The 22,474-nt window shown below is 42.4% G+C and carries 19 protein-coding genes, 1 tRNA gene and 1 pseudogene; 10 read left to right on the forward strand and 11 right to left on the reverse strand.

All coding sequences use genetic code 11. From position 1 onward, the window contains the following. Positions 1–34: 34 nt before the first annotated feature. The 8 genes from HG267_RS21070 to HG267_RS21105 all read right to left on the reverse strand — a co-directional run bounded on the left by HG267_RS21070 (position 35) and on the right by HG267_RS21105 (position 8,395). The gene (locus HG267_RS21070; RefSeq protein ID WP_045873282.1) at positions 35–907 is read right to left on the reverse strand and encodes a 6-carboxytetrahydropterin synthase; all 873 of its coding nucleotides are present in this window, start codon (positions 905–907) and stop codon (positions 35–37) included. A gap of 206 nt (positions 908–1,113) precedes the next feature. After that, on the reverse strand, positions 1,114–1,809 hold the full coding sequence (locus HG267_RS21075) for a J domain-containing protein (RefSeq protein WP_045873281.1): 696 nt from the start codon (positions 1,807–1,809) through the stop codon (positions 1,114–1,116). A gap of 15 nt (positions 1,810–1,824) precedes the next feature. Then, the gene (gene cysK, locus HG267_RS21080) at positions 1,825–2,787 is read right to left on the reverse strand and encodes a cysteine synthase A (protein ID WP_045873280.1); all 963 of its coding nucleotides are present in this window, start codon (positions 2,785–2,787) and stop codon (positions 1,825–1,827) included. 92 nt (positions 2,788–2,879) lie between these two features. Beyond that, positions 2,880–3,317 (reverse strand): RrF2 family transcriptional regulator, encoded by a 438-nt coding sequence (locus tag HG267_RS21085; protein WP_045873279.1) that lies wholly within the window; start codon positions 3,315–3,317, stop codon positions 2,880–2,882. Between the two features lie 193 nt (positions 3,318–3,510). Further along, positions 3,511–5,295 (reverse strand): iron uptake porin, encoded by a 1,785-nt coding sequence (locus HG267_RS21090; protein ID WP_045873278.1) that lies wholly within the window; start codon positions 5,293–5,295, stop codon positions 3,511–3,513. A 404-nt stretch (positions 5,296–5,699) separates the two neighbouring features. Further along, positions 5,700–5,981 (reverse strand): 4a-hydroxytetrahydrobiopterin dehydratase, encoded by a 282-nt coding sequence (locus HG267_RS21095; protein WP_045873277.1) that lies wholly within the window; start codon positions 5,979–5,981, stop codon positions 5,700–5,702. Positions 5,982–6,704: 723 nt separating this feature from the next. Then, on the reverse strand, positions 6,705–7,760 hold the full coding sequence (gene psbD, locus HG267_RS21100; RefSeq protein WP_045869084.1) for a photosystem II D2 protein (photosystem q(a) protein): 1,056 nt from the start codon (positions 7,758–7,760) through the stop codon (positions 6,705–6,707). A gap of 296 nt (positions 7,761–8,056) precedes the next feature. Beyond that, positions 8,057–8,395, reverse strand: coding sequence for a hypothetical protein (locus HG267_RS21105; RefSeq protein WP_263419961.1), 339 nt, complete (start codon positions 8,393–8,395; stop codon positions 8,057–8,059). Between the two features lie 47 nt (positions 8,396–8,442). On the opposite strand from HG267_RS21105, the gene HG267_RS21110 reads away from it, so the two are divergent. The 6 genes from HG267_RS21110 to HG267_RS21135 all read left to right on the forward strand — a co-directional run bounded on the left by HG267_RS21110 (position 8,443) and on the right by HG267_RS21135 (position 11,830). Next, positions 8,443–8,715, forward strand: coding sequence for a hypothetical protein (locus tag HG267_RS21110; protein WP_045873276.1), 273 nt, complete (start codon positions 8,443–8,445; stop codon positions 8,713–8,715). Between the two features lie 13 nt (positions 8,716–8,728). Continuing rightward, positions 8,729–9,406: an ABC transporter ATP-binding protein gene (locus tag HG267_RS21115; RefSeq protein WP_045873275.1), complete on the forward strand. Its 678-nt coding sequence runs from the start codon at positions 8,729–8,731 to the stop codon at positions 9,404–9,406. 217 nt (positions 9,407–9,623) lie between these two features. After that, entirely contained in the window at positions 9,624–10,175 is a 552-nt protein-coding gene (locus tag HG267_RS21120) for an NYN domain-containing protein (RefSeq protein ID WP_045873274.1), read from the forward strand. A 148-nt stretch (positions 10,176–10,323) separates the two neighbouring features. Next, positions 10,324–10,395 (forward strand) — tRNA-Asn (locus HG267_RS21125). Between the two features lie 23 nt (positions 10,396–10,418). After that, entirely contained in the window at positions 10,419–11,621 is a 1,203-nt protein-coding gene (locus HG267_RS21130) for an aminotransferase class V-fold PLP-dependent enzyme (RefSeq protein ID WP_045873273.1), read from the forward strand. Between the two features lie 41 nt (positions 11,622–11,662). Beyond that, positions 11,663–11,830, forward strand: a complete 168-nt coding sequence (locus HG267_RS21135; RefSeq protein WP_168161027.1) for a hypothetical protein — start codon at positions 11,663–11,665, stop codon at positions 11,828–11,830. Here the strand turns inward: HG267_RS21135 and HG267_RS21140 are convergent. The 3 genes and pseudogenes from HG267_RS21140 to HG267_RS21150 all read right to left on the reverse strand — a co-directional run bounded on the left by HG267_RS21140 (position 11,827) and on the right by HG267_RS21150 (position 18,793). Then, positions 11,827–14,019 carry a CHASE2 domain-containing serine/threonine-protein kinase gene (locus tag HG267_RS21140; RefSeq protein WP_045873272.1) on the reverse strand — a complete coding sequence of 731 codons (2,193 nt, stop codon included), beginning with the start codon at positions 14,017–14,019 and terminating at the stop codon, positions 11,827–11,829. The two genes, HG267_RS21135 and HG267_RS21140, sit on opposite strands and share 4 nt — an antisense overlap. 127 nt (positions 14,020–14,146) lie before the next feature. Beyond that, positions 14,147–17,674 (reverse strand): filamentous hemagglutinin N-terminal domain-containing protein, encoded by a 3,528-nt coding sequence (locus HG267_RS21145; protein WP_081584111.1) that lies wholly within the window; start codon positions 17,672–17,674, stop codon positions 14,147–14,149. Further along, positions 17,671–18,793: pseudogene (locus HG267_RS21150) on the reverse strand (RNA-guided endonuclease InsQ/TnpB family protein). Before HG267_RS21150 ends, HG267_RS21145 begins: the two are co-directional and overlap by 4 nt. Before the next feature lie 38 nt (positions 18,794–18,831). Between HG267_RS21150 and HG267_RS21155 the strand changes: the two are divergent. The 4 genes from HG267_RS21155 to HG267_RS21170 all read left to right on the forward strand — a co-directional run bounded on the left by HG267_RS21155 (position 18,832) and on the right by HG267_RS21170 (position 22,421). Next, positions 18,832–18,978 (forward strand): ribbon-helix-helix protein, CopG family, encoded by a 147-nt coding sequence (locus tag HG267_RS21155; RefSeq protein WP_045868487.1) that lies wholly within the window; start codon positions 18,832–18,834, stop codon positions 18,976–18,978. Further along, positions 18,956–19,093 carry a hypothetical protein gene (locus HG267_RS21160; protein ID WP_168160913.1) on the forward strand — a complete coding sequence of 46 codons (138 nt, stop codon included), beginning with the start codon at positions 18,956–18,958 and terminating at the stop codon, positions 19,091–19,093. Before HG267_RS21155 ends, HG267_RS21160 begins: the two co-directional genes overlap by 23 nt. A 293-nt stretch (positions 19,094–19,386) precedes the next feature. Continuing rightward, a complete protein-coding gene (locus tag HG267_RS21165; RefSeq protein ID WP_045867861.1) occupies positions 19,387–20,304 on the forward strand; it encodes a DMT family transporter in 918 nt (305 codons plus the stop codon). Positions 20,305–20,636: 332 nt separating this feature from the next. After that, the gene (locus HG267_RS21170) at positions 20,637–22,421 is read left to right on the forward strand and encodes an alpha/beta hydrolase (protein WP_045867862.1); all 1,785 of its coding nucleotides are present in this window, start codon (positions 20,637–20,639) and stop codon (positions 22,419–22,421) included. Positions 22,422–22,474: the final 53 nt, after the last annotated feature.

The raw sequence follows: 22,474 nt of genomic DNA on the forward strand, positions 1-22,474 counted from the left end.
AAAAAATTTCTTACCAATTACCAATTTTTGATAATTAAACCCGCGCTAACATAGGCTGATTTGCATTTGCACTCACAGAAGTAGATTCCGCATCAGTACAGTAAATTTCACAAGAGTTATTTGGGCTTTCAATCAGCTTCACTTTGTGCAGCTTGGCTCCTAATTTTTGCACAGGCGATCGCAATAAATTACTAATGTAAAGTGCGATGTTCTCAGCAGTTGGTACAACTTCACCAAAGTAGGGAATATCTTTATTTAAAAAGGTGTGATCGAATGGTTCTACCACATAATCTTCTATCACCTGATTCAACGCACCTAAATCGACAATCATACCCGTGCGTTGATCGATTTCCCCTTTCACGGTGACTTCTAAATGGTAGTTATGCCCATGTCCGTGGGTACGCGCACACTTACCATAAATCTCTGCATTTTCTTCGTTACTTAAATTAGGGTGAGCTAGCCGATGGGCGGCGCTAAAGTGAGTGCTAATAGTGAGGTAGGCTTCCATTGAGTTTCCCATATAATCTGCCCAAAGTTCAGGATGTTCAAATAACTGTACGCGGACTAAAGGCAAGTGGGGTGCTAGCCTCTGCCAGATAACCCGTGCAATATTCTCAGTTGTGGGTAGAGTTTGTTGAAAATCTGGCCACACATCATTGAGATAGGAAAAGTCCAGTTGGCTGGTAACTTCCCGCTTGATTACTTGTTTCACATCAGACAAGTTCAATACCATGCCATATTCATCTAATTCCCCAATCAGGGAAATAAATAAGACATAGTTATGCCCGTGTCCTGGAAATCTAGAGCAAGCACCAAATTGCTGAGTGTTCTCAGCTTCACTCAGTTCGGGCAACCAATAGCGATGACTTGCCGAAAACTGAGCGCGGCGATTTACGATACATTGCATGAGTACACTGGGAGCAAAATTTAAAATTTCTTAATCTTTCTCTGTATCCAGCATAAACTAAATTCTTTACCTGTAGCGACGGGAATAATATCTATATCTATTAAATTCCTGAATGCCAGACTGGGAATTTTTGATATGGATACTTTGCCATTGCGATCGCTACGCCATGTTTAGGAGATATAGCGATCGCATTTCCAGAAGAGATCTTACGTATATTGCTTCACAGAAGCTTGCACTTCGTAAAATAATTTCCTCGCTATGCGAAACATCTCTTGTCCTGTGTGCAAGTAGCGATCGTCATAGTTCATAGGAAAATATGCCAACTCTTCTAAACCATCACCAACTTGATTGAGACTGTAATAGAGATGGGCCGCAGTTCTGGCTAAACTGGGAGGATTGGGTAGAGAACGAAAGGTAGTTTGTGCTTGCTTGAAATCCTGGCGACAACTGTCTAAATACTCTTGAAATTCTTCTAATAATTCGTCATCAAAGGGATCTGCCGCTAATTCATCAATTTGCTCTTCTAGAGAATTGAGTATGTAAGCAAGTATACGTTTAACTGGTTGATAAACTAGGCGCAACCATTCTTCAACTTGCTCATCAGCATCTTTTCCGGTTTTTCTTGTGGCTTGGTAATGCTTCTGTGCTGATGCTGTCCGCTGTTGGCGGCTATTTAATTTCTGGGCACTATTTTTGAGTTGTTCGTCGTAGTTTAAGCGGGTTTGGCGATCGCCTAAAACTTCATAAGCCGCATTAATGCGGATAATTTGCTCATTATCTGCTGTTTTCTGATTGCTATCAGGATGAAATAGTTTTACCAGGCGGCGATAAGCTTGCTTAATCTCCGCCTGGCTAGCATTGGGACTAACTTTGAGAATTTCGTAGTGGTTAGAATCGGCCATCAATCCAATTTATAGCTAGCTGATGCTAGCTGCTACTCTGTCCTCCAAATCTTGAAACAATGGTGTCGTTAAGTACCTTTCTCCAAAACTTGGCTGAATGACTACAATTAAACGCCCTTCGTTTTCTGGTCTTTGGGCAACGCGAACTGCAGCACATAAGGCTGCACCACTGGAAATGCCAGAGAGTAAGCCTTCTTCTCTAGCTAAACGCCGACCATAGGCGATCGCTTCTTCATCGGTGACTGTAATCACTTCATCAATCAATTCTAGCTTCAGTACTTGGGGAATAAAACCAGCACCAATTCCTTGAATTTTATGTGCCCCTGGTTTGCCACCGGATAATACTGGGCTATTACTTGGTTCAACTGCGATCGCTTGAAAACTGGGTTTGCGTGCTTTGATGATTTCTGCTACACCTGTGATCGTACCACCTGTGCCTACTCCAGCGACAATCATATCTACCTTTCCGTCAGTATCTTCCCAGATTTCTGCTGCGGTAGTTTCTTGGTGGATTTTCGCATTTGCAGGATTGCGGAATTGCTGCAACATATAGGCATGGGGTGTTTTATTCACTATTTCCTGCGCCCGGCGAATTGCCCCACTCATGCCTTCAATTCCTGGTGTCAGTTCTAATTCTGCCCCATAGGCCCGCAACATTGCCCGTCTTTCGCCACTCATAGTATCAGGCATTGTCAGAATTAACCGATAACCCTTAGCCGCAGCAGCCATTGCTAAAGCGATACCTGTATTCCCAGAAGTTGGTTCTACCAATACTGTTTTTTGTGGATTAATCAGCCCTTCCTTTTCGGCAGCAATAATCATACTTACCCCAATCCGGTCTTTTACTGATGCCGATGGGTTCATACTTTCTAATTTCACTATAATTCTTGCCACGCAACCTTCTGCTTGGGGAATACGATTCAACTGCACTAAAGGTGTACGGCCGACGAGTTCTGTTATGTTAGTAGCAATTCGCATAATTAGTTTTTAATCCTTAATTTATCAGTCCAGGGTCAAGGGTCAACAGTCAAGAGCGATGTTTCTTTTAACTTCTGAGTTTCAATTGTTGACTAAATGTAGTACATGATGTCCAACTGCCGCCGAGAATCTCTTTTTTCACAAAGATCCTGAAGCGTGTAGTTTTGAAACACTGAGTTTGCCGCCTGACAAGCTTCTTGCCAGATTTCTTCCACAACAAAACTGTCTACTGTTCTAGGCTTGATGTCTTCTTGATCGGTTCGCACATCTAACCCTTCTAAACATTCTAAAACCTCAAAGATGCTAATTCTCCTTGGTTCTCTTGCTAAGAGATAGCCACCTTTAGACCCTCGCTGGCTTTTAATTATACCTCCACGTCTTAAGGTTGCTAACAACTGTTCCAGATAGCGATCGGGTATGTTTTGTTGTGCTGCAATCTGTCGAATTTGCATCGGTTCAGCACTTTGATAATGAGTTGCCATTTCTAATAAGGCAAGAATTGCGTATTCAGACTTACAAGATATTTCCACAAGCAGCAATTAAGAATGAAGAATAAAGTATGAAGGATCAAGATTTTTCATACTTCATACTTTTCTTAGTATACTCCGGTTACCCACTGGTGTTTGTGTGCCACTGCTACCGAAAATAAAAAACCCCACCAAAAGGCGGGGGATAATCGAGTTTCGATTTTATAGGTTTAATTATTTACCCTGGAGCCAGCTTCTAGAAAGTAAAGGTGGTTCTGAGTGTACCGATGAATGCATTTTCTTCGGCATTGTTTTGTCCAGGAGCTCTCAACCAGATAACACCAGGTGTAACGGAGATATTATCAGACACGCGATATTTGTAGAAACCTTCAACGTGGATTGGTGCATTACCACCACTGTATCCACCAGGTGTTACACGATTACGTGCATAAGGTTCAGCACCTGCGAAAATACCCAACACGTTACCTTTCTTACCAAAGTCAGGTAGAGCTATACCACCACCATAGCTCCAAGCCTCAAAGTCATCTCCAGCACCTACGCCATTAACATCGTGGTAAGTAACGAAGCCGCTCACCGACAAGTTGTTACTGGGTCTAAATGCTGCAGAAACGCCATAAGAGTTACTGTTAGCTGCGGTTTGTACAAGTGTGTTGCCGAGATAGTTGGCTTGACCAGTACCAACAACACCACCTGTTAGACCATTGTTGCCATTCAGACCAGCACCAGAATCAAACAGTGCAGTACCAGCAGCATGATAACCGTGGACATAGGTAGCAGCCAATGCCAAGCGATCGCCAACTGCAAAGTTCAACTGTCCTAAGGCTGCATAACTACCATTGAATAAACCTGTATTGTTACCAGGGTTATTGGCATCTGAAGCTAAGTAACCTAAGGTCAAGGAGCTGGGTTTAAAGATACTACCACCACTGCTAAAAGGCAGATTGACAGCGATACCAGCACCACCACCAATCCGATAGATGGGGCTTTCAGAAGCAAAGGTAGTTAAAGCTCCATTACCACCGTCATCTCCATCATGGAAATAAGGATTGTTAACAGCAGCATAGTGGTCATGACGACCGCCACTAGCAGCAAGATAAACTTGGGCTGGGCCTATGGGAGCTTCGTAGGTTAATCTATCAATTCTGACACCATTATTACCGGTGCTACCAACTTGATAGGTTTGAGTTCCTTCTCTGGTACCATTCAGTGGGGTATTCAGAATAGTATTAGCTTGGTCTCTCAAGGAGAAAGCGGAAGCGTTACCAGCAGCTAGACGGGTGGTTAACTTGTCTCTACCAGTGAAGCTGGTTTCCAATGATAAACGAACTCTGTCTTGGAATACAGTATTGTTAGCATCTCCAGTTCTGCCACCAAAAGCATCGCTCACAGCAAAAATAGCTTCACCGACTAGCTTGGTGGTAGTGGAGAACTGATTGGCTTCCAATTCAGCAGTACGTGCTTCTAAAGAATCAACGCGACCGCGTAGGGTTGCTAGTTCTGCAGAAAATTCTTCTTGTAACCTTTGTAAGGTTGCTAAATCTTGCTTGGTTACCAAATCAGCTGTTGCTGTGGCAATCAATTCGTTAACGCGGTCTAAACAAGCATTCAAACCAGCAGCAAATTCATAACGGGTTAAAGCACGGTTACCGCGATAAGTACCATTTGGATAACCTGCGATACAACCATAGCGCTCAACCAATGATTGCAATGCTTGGAAAGCCCAGTCGGTTGGTTGCACATCGGAGAATTGTGAAACCGATGTCACTTGAGCTTGAGAGTTACTGCTACCTTCTTTGCTGTAGCGGTTAACTTGATCTAAAACTTTGGTATCGTCGCTGGTGGGCGCTGCTTGCGCGATGATTTCTGCTGCCTTGGGAGCGATTTCAACTGCTGCTTGTTTATCAGCTGCAGATACTTCTGTTGTAGTATTGGGAGCTGCCATTGCTGATGCTGAAACTAGCAGCGTTGCTCCTAAAACTGCTGGACTGACGACCAGGGATTTCCATAATATATGAGACATTTTGTCTTTTCTCCTCACACCTTGTATAGATAATTGTTTTCGTTGCACCTAATTCTCAAACATGCGACATCTCGTTAGGGCCTTTCGATGAGGCATAGTTGCCACTACTACAATTTTAGTTTTTGCGAAGCTAATCACCGATTAACTTGATGTTAAATATTGATGGAATTAACTTATGCAAAAACACACCTTCATAGCATATCATTATAAAACATCTCAGGCAGATGACAACATCACAGTGATCGCCTAAACAACTGTCACACCCTTAACCTAATATATTTCTTCTGGGAGTAGCTTTAGAGAATTTACTAAATTCCTATTTACTTAAGTAGTAAGTGTGAACTACGTACACCAGAATGCATAAAAATTAGTTTTTCCGCTTCTGCCTCCAGTATTTTTTCAGGTCAGTTAATTTGGGAAATTACCTCTGCTAGATGAAAATCTTTCGGTGTTAAACCACCTGAGTCATGTGTGGTTAATTGGATTTTCACCTTGTTATAGGAAATCTCTATATCAGGATGATGTCCTGCGGACTCAGAAGGTTCCACTAATTTGTTAACAAACTCAATTGCTTGAATAAAATCTTTAAAAGTGCGCGTAGTCTTTAATTTAGCTCCTTCAACAGTCCAGCCTAAAAGCCCACTTACTTTTTCTTGAATTTCCGTCTGAGTGAGTAGCTGCGCCATATTCAACTCCTCTTGTTGTAATACTTAGTTACTTTTTAGCTTTCAGGGTGATACTAGTATTTGTACTACATCTATTATGAAGATTGCATAGATGCTGATTTTATGCTTTGAATGAATACTTTTGTTATTACCCACTTACAAAAACTATCCGCTCTGATTTAGATCGGATAATCTAAGTCAGAGCGGTCTAGTCGGGTCTTCAGGTTGCAACCAGACTGCCGGAAGGAACTCCGTGCATCAGCCTAGCTACTTGAGCTACACTTAGTATCTCTTAGAGAACTAAGGCTAACTTTTAGAGAACAGCCCCGGCACACAGCCGGCTAACTGCAACCTGATGACCCATGCGTTTACTACTTTCTATCATGGGCATCACCTCCTTGTTGCCTAAGCGGTCTTAGTCTCAATAAGGCAGAGTATCTTTACTCTGGGTTTAGAACCTTCAATAAATATAGCACATAAATTTTCTCTAATTCACCAACTGGGGACTTCCAACTAAAAAAAGATACTATCGATTTTTTGCCAAGGGGGTAGGGCTGAGACGCAATTAATCGTGTCTCAACAAGCAGAAAGGAGAGAGACAATATTATCTCTGTAAATTGGATAGTTTATTTTTTGGAAGTCCCCAACTAGATAAAAAAATCCCTCGTCCATTTTGGAAGAGGGATTTTAAAACCTAGAGAATGATGAATCTTAAATGTCAATCAACTCATAGTGATGAGTTAATTAGAGAGCATTACCACGAGGTAGTACTTCTTCAGGGAATACAAATTGTTCGTGGGGCTGATCTTGAGGAGCCATCCAAGCGCGGATACCCTCGTTCAGCAAAATGTTTTTGGTATAGAATGTTTCAAACTCTGGGTCTTCAGCCGCCCGCAATTCCTGTGATACGAAGTCGTAAGCCCGCAGGTTGAGAGCGATACCGACGATGCCCACTGCTGCCATCCACAGACCTGTGACTGGCACAAACAGCATGAAGAAGTGTAACCAGCGTTTGTTGGAGAAGGCAATCCCGAAAATCTGTGACCAGAAACGGTTTGCAGTCACCATTGAGTAGGTTTCTTCTGATTGGGTGGGGTTGAAGGCGCGGAAGGTGTTCGCAGCTTCACCATCTTCAAACAGGGTATTTTCGACTGTCGCTCCGTGAATCGCACACAGCAATGCTCCACCCAACACACCTGCTACTCCCATCATGTGGAAGGGGTTGAGGGTGAAGTTATGGAATCCTTGTACAAACAGGATGAAGCGGAAAATTCCTGCTACTCCAAAGCTGGGTGCAAAGAACCAGCTTGATTGTCCCAAGGGGTACATCAAGAACACGCTGACAAACACTGCAATCGGTGCAGAGAATGCCAAGGCGTTATAGGGGCGGATTCCTACTAGACGGGCAATTTCAAACTGCCGTAACATGAAGCCAATTAAGCCAAAGGCTCCGTGTAGCGCCACGAATGTCCATAACCCCCCGAGTTGACACCAACGGGTGAAGTCTCCTTGTGCTTCTGGCCCCCACAGCAGTAACAGGGAATGTCCCAAACTATCGGCTGGGGTGGATACAGCTACTGTGATAAAGTTACAGCCTTCTAAATAAGAAGATGCTAAACCGTGGGTGTACCATGACGTGACGAAGGTTGTTCCTGTGAGCCAACCGCCTAGTGCGAGGAAAGCGCATGGGAATAACAATATCCCTGACCAACCTACGAATACAAAGCGATCGCGCTTCAACCAGTCGTCTAGAACGTCAAACCACCCTCTACTGGGGGCGCGCCCAACTGCGATGGTCATGAGAATAAATCTCCAAAAAGTTTATAAGTACGGGTTTTTACTTCTGTATTATAGATCGCGAGGATTTAGCTCTCTATGAACAGAAAGTGAACTGGCTTTTGTATCCAGTTTACAATTTTTTACTGTCTCTAATTATGTTAGGTGCAAATCTCTAATATTTCCAGGTATATTTAAATTTTTTTTAAGATTTGTATAGATTTATGGGGATGGGGCATTGGGCATTGGGCATTGGGCATTGGGCGTTAGGCATTGGGCATTGGGCGTTAGGTAATGGGTAATTGGTAATTGGTAATTGGTTAATAGGTGTTGGGTGTTTGGTGTTGCTGATTCCCTCTTTTCCCCACCCCACGGGTACTCCTGCGGAGAACTCGCAGAGTAGCCGCTATCGCGTCTACATCTTCCTCATCTTCCTCATCTCCCTCATCTTCCTCATCTCCCTCATCTCCCTCATCTCCCTCATCTCCCTCATCTCCCTCATCTCCCTCATCTCCCTCATCTCCCTCATCTCCCTCATCTCCCTCATCTCCCTCATCTCCCTCATCTCCCTCATCTCCCTCATCTCCCTCATCTCCCTCATCTCCCTTGCTCCCTGCTCCCTGCCCCTTTTCCCTCCCCCGCCCTACACCAGTAATCAAGCAGCTAGCGCTAGAATGAGTGCTACAGTTAACTTGATTAATGCTAAATGTTTACCATCGACTTAACCGTCAGAAATACGGCTTTCCCAGTATCGGTACAACGTAAGTCAGCAGAAGATGCTGAGGCTGTCTATCAACTGATTTTGGCAGCGATGCGGTCTGGTAACCCTGACATTGTGGAACTCAAGTGTGAAGGCAAGACAGAGAAAAAAATTGCTGTTCGTGCTAGTGAAATTTCTGGGGTACAGATTATGCAAAAAGATGGTGTCACCACTAGCAGTGGTAGACCACCTGGATTTGTTTCCCTGACTGCTGAGTAAGCAGGTTATCTAAATGGCGGAAGCGGGAATCAAAGTTAAGGATTTACACTTTAGTTGGCCAAGTGGGCAGACAGCCATTAAATCTTGCTCTCTAGAAGTCCCTAGAGGCGAATTTTGGATGCTTCTGGGTACAAATGGCAGTGGTAAATCAACGCTACTGAGATTGTTAGCAGGATTATTAGCTCCCACATCAGGAGAAATTGGGGTGTTGCATCCCGTGGGCTTTGTGTTTCAAAATCCCGATCATCAACTGGTAATGCCCACAGTTGGTGCGGATGTGGCTTTTGGACTAGTAAAAGAAAAATTGCCCCCTGCAGCAGTTAGAGCCAGAGTAGAGGAGGCTTTAGGGGCTGTAAATTTACACACCCTACAACGTCGCCCTATCTATGCTTTGAGTGGCGGACAGAAACAGCGAGTGGCAATTGCTGGTGCGATCGCGCGTCGCTGTGAAATCTTACTATTAGATGAACCCACTGCCCTATTAGATCCAGATAGCCAACTAGATTTAGTGGCTGGTGTCCGTAACCTTGTCAAAAGTCGTGGTATTACAGCGCTATGGGTAACCCATCGCTTAGATGAGTTGAACTATTGTGATGGTGCTTTTCTATTAGAAAATGGTTTGCTTGTAGATCAAGGTGAACCCCTGCGCCTCAAACAGCGTTTGATGGAAGTACACAAAGAAGTGTCATAAAATCACAATTTCTTTGCTAGTTCTTTGTCTGCAGATCACAATTCAACAAAATAACTTCAACAACTGCAACGCGCCTTTCACAGGCGCGTTTTCAATTTTTAGCTGTATTTTTAAACAACTTTTGTGTTCTGTAACATAGTGTGACAAGCGGTGCTTCAATTACTATATAAAGTTATGAACGAATCTTGTCAACTCTAGATAATTGTGATTAAAAACCATGCCCCGTTCCTTAACCCAAGCCGTTTTGTTAGTAGACGGCTACAACATAATTGGCGCTTGGCCTTGTTTGAAAAAAACTCGTGATAATTCAGGACTTGAAGCTGCACGAGTTGAATTAGTGGAAACGATGACTAGTTATAGTTCGTTTCAAGGTTACGATACTCAAATCGTTTTTGATGCCCAATATCAAAATACCTGTAGTAACAAAGAAGTTATTACAGAGCTATTATCAGTTCACTATACTGATTTTGGGCAAACAGCAGATACCTATATTGAAAAACTCTGTGCGTCTTTACGCTACCAAATAATTCAGTCGCGAATTTCTCGCGTGATTGTCGCCACATCAGATCGGGCACAGCAGCTGATGGTACAGGGGTATGGTGCTGAATGGTTGTCTGCACAACAACTATGTGGCGAAGTCGAAACTACTGTTTGTCGGATGCGACATAAGTATCAATCACGCAAACAATCTAAAAGCAGATTTTTGGCTAACGCCATCGATGCCAAGTCTCGGCAGCGCTTGGTGGAACTAAGAATGGGATTGAAGTAGATCGATATTTGAGTCTGTGAAATCTCTGCTTTAAATCCAGAGCCGATTTGGACTGCAAAAATTACCAAGTTTTAGGCATTAAAAAAAAAATTGGCCCAGGTACTTGCCAAATCCTATTTTTACCTTTAAGATTATAAATCGTGAGCAATCCTCAGTAGCTCAGTGGTAGAGCGATCGACTGTTAATCGATTGGTCGCTGGTTCGAATCCAGCCTGGGGAGTTAAAAAGGATAAAAGGTGAAGAATGAAGGATGAAAAGCTAAGTTTCAAACTTCAGTCTTCAGAATATGCAAACTTATGGACTCTTGATCCAGAAATAACATTTCTGAATCATGGGTCTTTTGGTGCTTGTCCGAAAGCAGTGCTAGAGGTTCAGCAAAAATTGCGATCGCAGCTGGAACAAGAGCCAATCAACTTTTTTGGTAGAGCGTGGGAACCCCTAATAGATAACGCTAGAAGCAAACTAGCCGACTTTGTAGGCGCGGATAGCGAGGATGTGGTATTTGTCAATAATGCGACGACTGGTGTAAATGCAGTATTGCGATCGCTTACCTTTACTGCTGAAGATGAAATTTTGACAACCAACCACGAATATAACGCTTGCCGCAATGCCTTAGATTTTATTGCTAGTCGCACTGGCGTACGGATAGTCATTGCTAAAATTCCGTTTCCGATTGAGTCGCCACAGCAGGTAATAGCGGCGGTAATGGAGCGAGTTTCCCCAAAAACAAAGTTAGCCCTGATAGATCATGTAACTAGCCAGACAGGGCTGATTTTCCCGATTCAGCAGTTAATCAAGGAATTGCAACAGCAAGGCGTAGATACACTCATAGATGGTGCCCATGCTCCGGGAATGATAGCGCTGAATCTGCGAGAAATTGGGGCAGCTTATTACACAGGTAATTGCCATAAATGGCTATGTGCGCCCAAGGGAGCCGCATTTTTGTACGTGCAACCAGATAAACAGTCAGAAATTCGTCCTCTGACAATTAGTCATGGTGCTAATTCACCTAGAACCGATAAATCGAGATTTCAACTAGAATTCGATTGGACAGGTACAGACGATCCTACCGCTTATATGTGCGTTCCCGAAGCGATCGCCTTTATGGGTTCCTTGCTTCCTGGAGGTTGGGATGAGCTGAGGCAGCAAAATCATCAGTTAGTATTAGAAGCCAGACAACTACTTTGCCAATCTCTGGGAGTTTTACCACCTTGTCCCGAGTCAATGATTGGTTCGATGGCAGTTATACCCATGCCAAATGCGTTAGAAAATCGACATTTTATGTCTGTACATGATGACTTATTTGATAAATTTGGCATTCAAGTACAGGTAGTACCCTGGCAGGAATCGCCTCGCCTGCTGCTGCGGATATCCGCACAAATTTACAATAAGCTAGAGCAGTATGCATATTTAGCAAAAGCGCTGAGTCAGCTCGCGGGTGGTTAAGGGATTGGGGAACTCGGGGCCCCCTCTGGGGATAAGGGGTAATGGGGATTGGGGACTGGGGATTGGGGACTGGGGACTGGGGACTGGGGACTGGGGATAAGGGAGATGAGGGAGATGAGGGAGATGAGGGAGATGAGGGAGATGAGGGGGAAATCCAATTACCAATTACCTATTACCCAATGCCCAATGCCCAATGCCCAATGCCCTAAAAATTTTCCAAAGTATTCAATACTTCGCTGGCTGACTGATATCTTTGGGTAAAGTCGAGGTGTACCATTCTATCTAAGACTCTGGCAAAGGTTTCGGTAGTTTCTGCTAGTTCCCACCAATATTGCCAAGTCTGATCGTCTGTGTCGGATTTTACTGGGAGAATAACTGCACCTGTATTGATATCTCTACGGAAGACTTTGGGGTATACTCCTGTTAAAGCTTGGATAGCAATCATTCCTAAGGCAAAAATATCGCTGTTGAGGGTGGGTTGACCACTCAATTGCTCTGTTGCTGCATAGCCAGGTGTACCGATGGCGATTGTTTGGTTGTCTTGTTCTTGCGGTTGCACTTGCTTAACCGCACCAAAGTCGATTACAACAACGCGTCCATCTGCTTTGCGCCTAATTAAATTACTAGGTTTGAGATCTCGATGAATCACACCGTAGCTGTGAATAAAAATTAAGACTTGCAAAACATCCTTGAGAATAGCCGTAACTTCAGTTGGTTTGAGGCGTTTATCTGAATTGATTTCTTCAGAAAGAGGATGCCCAGATATATATTCTTGTATTAAATAAAATTGCTTATTTTCTTCAAAAAAAGCTAGTAAAGATGGTATCTGCGGGTGATTACCCACAATTTCTAAAATTTTTGCCTCTGTTTTAAATAAGCGTCTGAGAATATCTAAATATTCAGTATCTTGGCTAGCAGGACGCAACTGTTTAACTACACATTGAGGATATCCAGGACGTTGGGTATCTTCCGCTAAGTAAGTATAGCTAAAGCCACCAGAACCTAAATTACTGGTAATTCTATAACGCTTGTTGAGTATGGTGTCTGTTTGGAGTTCTTGAGTGATGGGAGAGAAGGTATGTGTAATGGCGGCTACTGTTGTAGCTTCGTTACTCCGGCTAACAAAGTTTTGCAGTTGAGCAATTAATTCTTTTTGATCTTGGACTTTTTGCATCATCACTGCTTGTTCTTGCTTGCTTTGGTAGGCTGTATAAGCTAGCACGCCTCCGCTTGCAAGTAATAATCCCAAGACTGGAGACACTACAGGAAACCATCCAGCTTGGGTAAAAATCACAAAGCTACTACTACATAACACCAATATGCTTGTGGCTTCTGCGATTCCTAAGCCGAGTGGATGTTGAATGCGCCAAGCGATTAATCCCCCAACTAAAGCCCATCCCCAAATCCAAAATACTTCTCCCCACTCTGGTAAAAACCAAAATAGCGGCTGCTTGTTGAGTACTACACTTAGAATTTGGCTGATGCTGTGGGCGTGAAGCTCAATTCCAGGAATTTTACCAGAACGATCTGATTTCCCTGTACCATAGGGCGTGTTAAAAAAATCATTGAGACTAGATGCTGTAGAACCAATTAACACAATGCGGTCTTTGACTAATTCTGGTTTTACTTGGTCGGAAAGTAGTTCGGTAATCGTTACCTGCTGGGCAATTTGCCGGGGAGAACGATAATTGAGCAGGATTTGATAGCCTGTGGTATCGGCGTGCTGATAAGCACCATCATCAGGTTGTAGAGGTTTTAAGATAATATTACGTAGTTGCAGTTGTTTGTTAGAGGTCAATTGTGGTTGAATACCTCCTACTGCTAAATATTTGAGAGCTAACTGGAAGCTGAAGGAAAAAACAGCTTGGCATGGCTCGTTGGCATTTGTACCTACTGATATCAGATTGCGGCGAATTACACCATCAGTGTCTTCGACAACATCGCTAAATCCCACTCTATCTGCTTCTATACCTTGAGGCGGTGCTGTTCCGGAATTTCCTGGGTTGGCTTTTTCTGAATGTTTACATACAGGAGTGATAATATCGCTATCTTGGAGGCGCTTTAGCAGTTTTTCATGTCCTGGTTGTACTGGCAAATCGCGAAAAATATCTAGACCAATGGCGCGAGGTTCATATGCTTCTAGTTTGCCTAAAGCCCGGTCTAGGACTTCACCAGAAAGGGGCCAATTCCATTTTTTCAGGTCTTGTTCTGTGACTGCAACAATTAACAACCTGGAATCTACTCCTGGATCAGCGCGCATTTGCATCATGCGATCGTAAACTTTTAGTTCTAGTGGTTCTATAACTCCCAGTTTTTGAATACCTAGCATCAAAACAGTAATACAGGCACTGGTAATAATAGCTGGCTGTATGAATAAAGTTTTTAAATCTGCAAACATAATTACTAAATTAGGTTTTACCAATAATAAATATTCTTTATCCTAAATTTTTCCTAGGGGACTTCCAATTAAAAAAATATTCAATATACAAGGGTATGTTAGACGCGGTAAAGCACCATCACTATCTCTAGCGATGCGGACAGACAGTCGCAGTCGGGCGCGATGATGGAGTAGCGTTTGGTGCATTGGCAATAAGAACAATTCCGTTAGCTGTTTGAATCCAGCCTTGCGCTTCGATAATTTCTGGACTGGGATTACTGACTGGAATTATTGCCCCATTTATTGGCGTAGCTGTTTGCTTGTCCAAAGTCGCTAGGGGAATGCTAATGCTTGTACCCGTCAAAAATTCTAGAGGGCTAGGTGGTAAACTACCACGTCCGGTAACCACAAATTTGGCTAACGGTTTTGGGTTGGGGTCTCTGGGACAGATTTGGGAAAATTTAGTACTAGCGTCAATGACTTCGGTGGGTAGTTCGATTAGCCCTTGCCCAGGTTGGACTTCTGGTTGTGTAATGGCAATTTGTCCTTGTACGCCTAATTCGGAACTTGCAGTAATATCGTTGGTTGCATCTGATGGTTTGGGACGGGCTTCGATACCAAAAATATTCTGAGTGAAGATGTTAATATTACCACCTGCGCCAGTGAAGGCGTTGGCTGTGATGTCTGTGTTTTCGTTGGGTGCAGCGACGATAAACGTTGATTTAATATTAATGTTACCTCCATCACCACCAGCTTGAGCATTCCCCGCAGTGGTGGAAATTTCAGCGCCGCGACGAAGTAAGAGTAAATCGCTGTTGAGGTTGATGTTACCACCATTACCTGATAAAGATTCAGCGTTAATGCTTCCACTGTTGTCGAGAGTGACTATATCAGCGGTGATGTCGATATCACCAGCAACACCTATTGCGGTTGCACTTATTTGACCATTATTTTTGATATTCAAATTACCTGTTTGAATTTTAATATCTCCTCCTCTACTGCTGAAACCATCAGTAGAAGGTGCACTTAGAGCTAAGATTCCGCTTTCTGGAAATACGAGGCTATCTGAATCCAAAACTTGACCGATGATTTCAACAGAGCCAGTAGCATTAATCTGTATACTACCAGCATCTACTTTTCCGAAAGTTAACGCCGCAATTTGTCCACCATCTTGAAGAAGTAAGCGTTTAGTGTTGATGCGAATATCTCCGGGGTTCCCTGTAGCATCGGGGCCAGCTACAGCATTAATTAACGTTAATGTATCTTTACCACCAATTACTTCAACAGATTCGCCAGCATTAATCGCAATTTGTCCTGGTTGTCCACTGCCAAAATTTTTTGCTGCTACTTCCGCTTCATCTTTAATAACTAAGCGTTGAGTATTAATTGTGAGGTTGCCGGCATTTCCTGTACCATCGCCGTCAACAGAAATAGCTGTGGGAATTTCACCATCTGCTGTTGTACCAATTACTTCTACAGAATCACTTGCATTAATTAATAATTGACCTCCATTGCCTTTGCTATTTTCTCTCGTGTCAGCAGCAATAAAAGCTCCATCTTTGACTACTAAACGCTTGGTATTAATTGTCAGATTTCCTGCATTTCCAGAGACATTTTCTTCAACTTGAACACTAATCCCACTTACAAATTGATTATTTGGTGCGCCACCGATGACTTCAACTAATTCGGATGCATCAATTGTTAAATTCCCAGCTTTACCACTACCATTTGTTTCACCTGAAATAGTTCCTCCATCTCGGACTGTTAAACGTTTTGTTGTAACTTGTATATCTCCTGCTCTTCCTGCACCTTGTGTTTGAGCAAATAAACCGCTAGCATCGTTATCTTCAGAAATTCCGGCTATTGCCACTGATTTTGTAGCATTAATAGTTATATTTCCTCCTGTAGCAGTGCTATTAGATAGTGCAGCTGTCGAAATAAATGAACCATCTTGTAAGCTTAATTGATTGGTGTTAACAATAACGTTACCGCCATTATTTTGACTATCAGTGCTTGCAAGTATTCCCGATGCTTTTAATAGTGCTATTTGTCCGGCTGTAACATCAATAATCCCTGCGTTCCCTTGTCCAAAGGTTGAGGTGGAAAGTTGAGCGCCATCTGTGAGTTTCAAGGAAGCAGTATTGATGTTGATATTACCTCCTTTACCCACACCTGCTGGTTGAACTATGCTGAAAATGCCACTGTTGGCAAGGAAAACACTGTTTTTTGCATGTACTGTGATGTTCCCCCCATTCCCCTGTGCAAAAGTTGAGGCTGAAAGTTGAGCACCATCTCGTAATAAGAAATCACCAGCATCTATGGTAATGTTACCTCCGTTACCCAATGTTCCTGTGTCCGCCTCACTGACAATCGCACTAAGAAATATGCCTTGCTTCCCAACAATATCAACAGTACCAGTAACTGTGATATTGACATTACCCGCATTTCCTTGTGCAGCTGGTTGGGTTTCTAAGGCTTGACGAATAAAGGTTTGCAGTTGAGCGCCGTCACTAATGAATAAATTAGCAGCGTTGATATTGACATTACCACCTTTACCCACGCTACCTGATTCTAAGTTACTAGCAATAATAGTGTTAGCGCCTGTAAGAGAAACAACATCTATAGCACGTACTGTTACATCTCCTGCGTCACCCTGTCCAAATGAGCTGGTCAACAGACCTGCACCATCTGTAAAGTATAAGGAACCAGTTGTAATATTTATATTGCCACTTTTTCCTGTAGCAAAGGGAGCCACGGCATTTTGAATTTGACTTGACTGCCCAACTTGAATTTTCTCTGCAGCATTGAGTGTAATATCTCCAGCCTGACTATCGACTGTACCTAAACCTATTCCAATACCAGCACTGAGTATACTTCCTTCCAAAACATCTAAATTATGTGAATTGATGGTAATACTACCCCCAACGCTGCCTTCTACACGTATGCTAGCTTCGTTCGTTAGCAAAACATCTGATAGCGCGGAATTTCCTGGAAAAACTAAACTCAAATTATTGCCATCTGAGAGTAGATTAACTGTCCCGGGAGCAGCTAATCCACCTAATTCAACTCTTCCACTGTAGGCTCTTAAAGCACCACCATTCATCAGAACATTACCGCCTACAAGTAGCAAACTTTTACCATCCGGAACTCTTAAACCAAAGGAATCTCCGCCTGATGGATTGCTTCCAGCAAATGCTTGCGATTGGTTAGTAATTGTGGAATTTTGATTAATCTGATTAAACAACAACGCCGAAGGATTCACTACCAACAATGGCGGTGCTTGGGGATTTGTGGCACTAAAAATACCCTGATTTTCAAACTGCACAGCATTCGCAGTTGTCCCCACAAACGAACCCCGGATATCTAAACTGGCATTATTTCCAAATACAATGCCATTAGGATTAATTAAAAATAAATTTGCAATTCCATTGACACCCAAAGTCCCCAAAATATTCGATGCATTTGCACCCGTCACCCGTGTCAAAATATTTTGTACCCCAGAGGGATTGCCAAAATACACGCGTTGCCCATCATTAATATTAAACTCAATAAAACTATGAAAAAGATTGTTGCCACGTTGAGCACCACCATTAATTAAGTCTGCGTTAGAACCATTAATTAGCGTGTTTGGTTTGACATACTCCCCAGCCTGAAGGCATGGGGATTCTAGCTTCAGACAGCGATTGCTGGCGTAGCCAGTCTGACATCACCTAAGCCAACAGTCGATGCCCCGACTGCACAAATATTGCGACTAGCGTTTTCGTCTCTTCCATTAACTGACTGACAGGAAGGACAACGCCACTCTCTAACTGACAAATCAAGACTTTCTAGAATATGTTTACAATTAGAGCATGTCTTGCTACTTGGATACCACTGGTCGATAAAGACAACCAGTTTATTCTTCTTCTTGGCAACCCATTCTAGGATTTGCAGAAACTCACCAAACGCTAAGTCTGATATTTGCCTGCCCCAAAGACGTTGCATTCCTTTGAGATTTAAAGTCTCAAAACAGAGAATATCGAACCTATCTGTTAGCTCATGAGCTAATTTCCAGAACCAATCACGCCGACGGTTGGAAATATCTTCATGCTTGCGTACTAAATTCTTTCTGGCTCGTTCTCTGTTAGATGAGCCTTTTAGCTTTTTGGAATGCCGCGAACTTGCTTTTTTAATGGCGCTTAGGGATTGCTTGAAAAATTGGGGCGATTCAATTTTAGTGCCGTCTGAGCAAGTGAGGAATGTCTTTAACCCAAAATCAAAGCCAGCGATTTTACCCGTCTTAACTTCAACTTCTGAGCTACCCTCATCAACAACCAAAACCATAAATAACTCACCTAACGGGGTGCGTTTAATAGTTAGGGTTTTGACTGTTCCCTCAATTTCTCTGGACTTCCAAAACTGGTAAACTCGACTACCAATTTTTACCCTATTTCCACCCAAAAACTTATAACCTGCCTGCTTAAGGGTGAACGATTTGTATTTCTTGACCTTCTTAAATCCTGGTGGTCTTACTCCTTTGTTATTGTGTTTGAAAAACAATTGGTAAGCTTTCTCAATGCGTTGACAAATATCTTGTGCTGCTTGAGAACCTACTGATTGCCAAAAAAGAATTACGCTTTCTTAATTTGGCGATATGAGCCTGAAGTTTTGCACAGTTTAAATGCTTGCCAAACATCCGGTAATACCTTTTATGTAGAGCAATGCAATGGTTATAAATCACTCCAGCAGCGTTGATTGTGCGCTTGAGGTGTCTATTCCTTTTGTGTTCGTACAATTTAAACTTCAGTGTTTTCATGCTAGTATTATACCATAAAACGACGGCAATATGACGGCATGAAGAAATTAACAGTTCGATGCTCTAATGAAGAGTATGAAACGCTTTTGAAATACTGCGAAGAAACAGATCGCACTCAAAATGACGTACTTAGAGAGATGATCCGGAAGTTGAAGAAAAGCCGTGCTAGAAGCACGGGGCTTTAGACCCAATTTTTTGGTAATGGTAGAAGCTTCGGCACCAAGGGTATTATCAGGAGTAATTTGTGCCTTGGCTGGTGTGCTGGCAAATATCAAGAGTGTAGGTATGAAAAATTTGTGAAATAAACTCTGTATCTTAGGCATCACGATTACCTGAACAGATGGTAGATACGCCATCGCTGAATTACATATATCACTATTTCTCGCATGGCTGAACTTATGCAACAAATCACAAAAAATAGTGAATAAGGGTCATTAGGGGGAGTTGTGTGAAATATTCTGTTGAAAATCACATAGCAATAAATTTGCGATCGCCTTTTTAGTGCAACTGCTGCAATCAAATCTATTTTTGTCAGAAATGCTTAAACACTAGCGGCTAGATAAAATCTATAATTTTATCTTTGACCTTTAACTATGCATCAAAGTTCTGGTCGCTGGCGTTTCGGGCTGGCTTTATCGCTACTAACGGTGATATTGTGGGGTGTTCTACCTATTGCCCTGATGGTGACTCTTAAAGCGCTTGATGTCTATACAGTGATATGGTTTAGGTTTTCGGTAGCCTTTGGTGTGTTAGCTGTATATTTAGGGGTACAAGGTAAATTACCGACATTCGCACAATTGCGTTCTGCTTCTTGGAAGTTATTAGCGATCGCAACTATTTTTTTGGCGCTGAATTACTTTTTATTTTTGCAGGGTTTGTCACTAACTTCACCTGCAACTGCAGAAGTCATTATTCAGTTGTCTGTGGTTTTCTTAGGTTTGGGAGGGTTAATTGTTTTTCGAGAACGTTATCAACTACATCAATGGATGGGAGTATGTGTACTAACTCTCGGTTATATTTTATTTTTTCACGAACAGTTGACTAATTTAATTACAGCCCAGCATAATTATCTTTTTGGCAGTAGCTTAATTGTTTTAGGCGCAGCAGCATGGGCTATTTATGCTTTAGCACAAAAACAATTATTACAATCTTGGTCTTCTGCACAAATTATGCTTGTTGTTTACGGTGGATGCGCCATATTATTTGCTCCCTTAGCCACAAGTCAAACAATTTTTACACTTAGTAATTTCTATTTGGGTACATTGGTTTTTTGTGCATTAAATACAGTAATTGCCTATGGTGCTTTTGCTGAATCATTGGCACATTGGGAAGCCTCACGAGTAAGTGCAGTATTAGCTTTGGCTCCTGTAGTAACTTTAGTTGCAGTTGGGATTGTATCAGTAATTGCACCTTCATTACTTCTCCCAGAAAAATTTACATTTTTAGGTCTGATGGGAGCTGCTTTAGTTGTTACTGGCGCTGTGGCAATTGCCATAGTAAAAACTGAATAAATCGTAGAATTTTCAGAGTTTTTACTGTCTCTTAATTGTAGTAAATTAATCATCAATGGAAAGCTACATTAGAAATACTGAGGCAGGGTATTTTTTTCTTTGTTATGATTTCACAGTAAGCATCAACCAGTTGAGTAACTCTCTTGCCAAGTAGATATTTGTAGTATCAGGATGGCTTTGTTACATTTAATTTTTGGCATTGTAACAACGAGATAAATACTCAAAAATCTGCGAATTAATGAGGCGATTAATATTAAATAACCTTACCAGGGTGTCCGAATAACTACCAGAGCCAACGCCTCGTGACACCACATCACCGAAACAGTTGAGCGATGATTAGTTTGTATGGTAAGTGGGCCAGCAGCCTGAGAAGAATTTCAATAGTGCTGGTTCTTTCAGTGTTGCTGCCAACATTTGGAATGAGTAATTCCGTGTTAGCAGCAGAACAAGTTTATGGTTCTTATTCAGCTTTCAGACTTTCTATACCGATAACTTCTTTAGAAACTTATGCCCAAACTGGTGTAATTGATAACAAGCTGAATGTTTACCAACAGTACCTACCACCACAAAAACTCCAAGACTTACGGAGAATTTTACTTACTCCTGTAAAAGTAAGTCCGGTAGTGGTTGCACAATTTCTCTACACACCACAAGGGGAATTTATTCTCCGACGGTTAGCAGAAGCAATTAAAACCACATCTCCACAAACACAACCGGAATATCAAACTTTACGTGCGGCGTTTATTTCTGCGGCTGCGGAACCGGGAGGGCTAACATTATTAAATCTGTTACGCAAGTATCCCAACAGCAGCATTAATATAGATTTAGCGCATAGTATGGGGATAGCTGGGGAACTAGAACAGCTGATTAATGAAACTAGCCTAGCGATCGCAGAAGTTAACCGTAAGTCCAATATAGAAGCTACTAACCAAGAACCAATAAATTTCTCGCAATTGCCAGATTTACGACAATTAGGAAAATTTACAGCGCAAAAATACGCACTAGAATTTTTCGACTTGTCACGACGTAGGCAATTGTTAACGGATGTTTATATACCTAATGTCCAAACTCCAGCGCCAGTAATTGTGATTTCTCACGGTTTGGGTACAGATAGCAGCAATTTCCGTTATTTAGCTACTCATTTAGCTTCCTATGGATTTGCCGTCGTTGTGCCTAATCATAGCGATGCTGAACAATTGCGATCGCCAATTAATAACAAGACTATTGAAGTTACACAAGCAGATGAATTTACCAATCGACCTTTAGATGTGAAATATATCCTGAATCAACTGGAAGCAGCGAACCAGTCTGATTCTCGGTTTAGAGGTAAGTTAAATCTGCAACAAGTAGGAGTGTTTGGACAATCTTTAGGCGGCTACACAGCCTTAGCTTTAGCGGGCGCTAAGATTAACTTTGAGCAACTGCAACGAGATTGTCAGCCAAAGTTACTCGAAGATACTTGGAATATGTCTTTACTTCTCCAATGTCGCGCCTTAGCGTTAAAAAATCGGCAGTCTGGTGAAGAAATCAACTTGCGGGATAAGAGAGTTAAAGCTGCGATCGCAGTTAACCCCATTACTAGCTCTATTTTTGGCAAAGCTGGCTTGAGCCAAGTTAAAATTCCTGTGATGCTGGTTGGTAGTAGTGATGATACGGTTGCACCAGCTTTATTTGAGCAAATTGTCCCCTTCTCCTGGTTTGCGAATTCCCAAAAGTATTTAGTGATGCTAATCGGTGCAAGTCACTTTTCGACCATTGGTAATGGTAATAGCGATCGCGAGGCTGTAGGGTCGCTGGCTCAAGTTATTGGCGATAATCCAGATCAAGCACATCGTTACATGAATGCTTTGAGTTTACCCTTCTTCCAAACTTACGTTGCGGAAACCTCAACATACTTCGCCTACCTGAACGCCGCCTACGCCAAAGCTATTTCTAGTCAGCCTTTAAGTGTGAGTTTTGTGCAGTCTCTACAACCCACAGAACTAGCACAAATTATTGACACCCAAGGTAAAGCCGCTAAAAGATTGAGCAAAAAGTCGCCTAACTCCATCGTGAGTTTTGGATTTTGGATGTTGGATGTGGGTATGGCGCTGCTACATGTGATTATGTTTCTGTGAGTTGGGGATTGGGGGTTGGGGATTGGGGACTGGGGACTGGGAAAATTCTTGTG

Origin of the sequence: Tolypothrix sp. PCC 7601, from assembly GCF_025677855.1 — a bacterium.
GTDB classification, from domain to species: domain Bacteria; phylum Cyanobacteriota; class Cyanobacteriia; order Cyanobacteriales; family Nostocaceae; genus Aulosira; species Aulosira diplosiphon.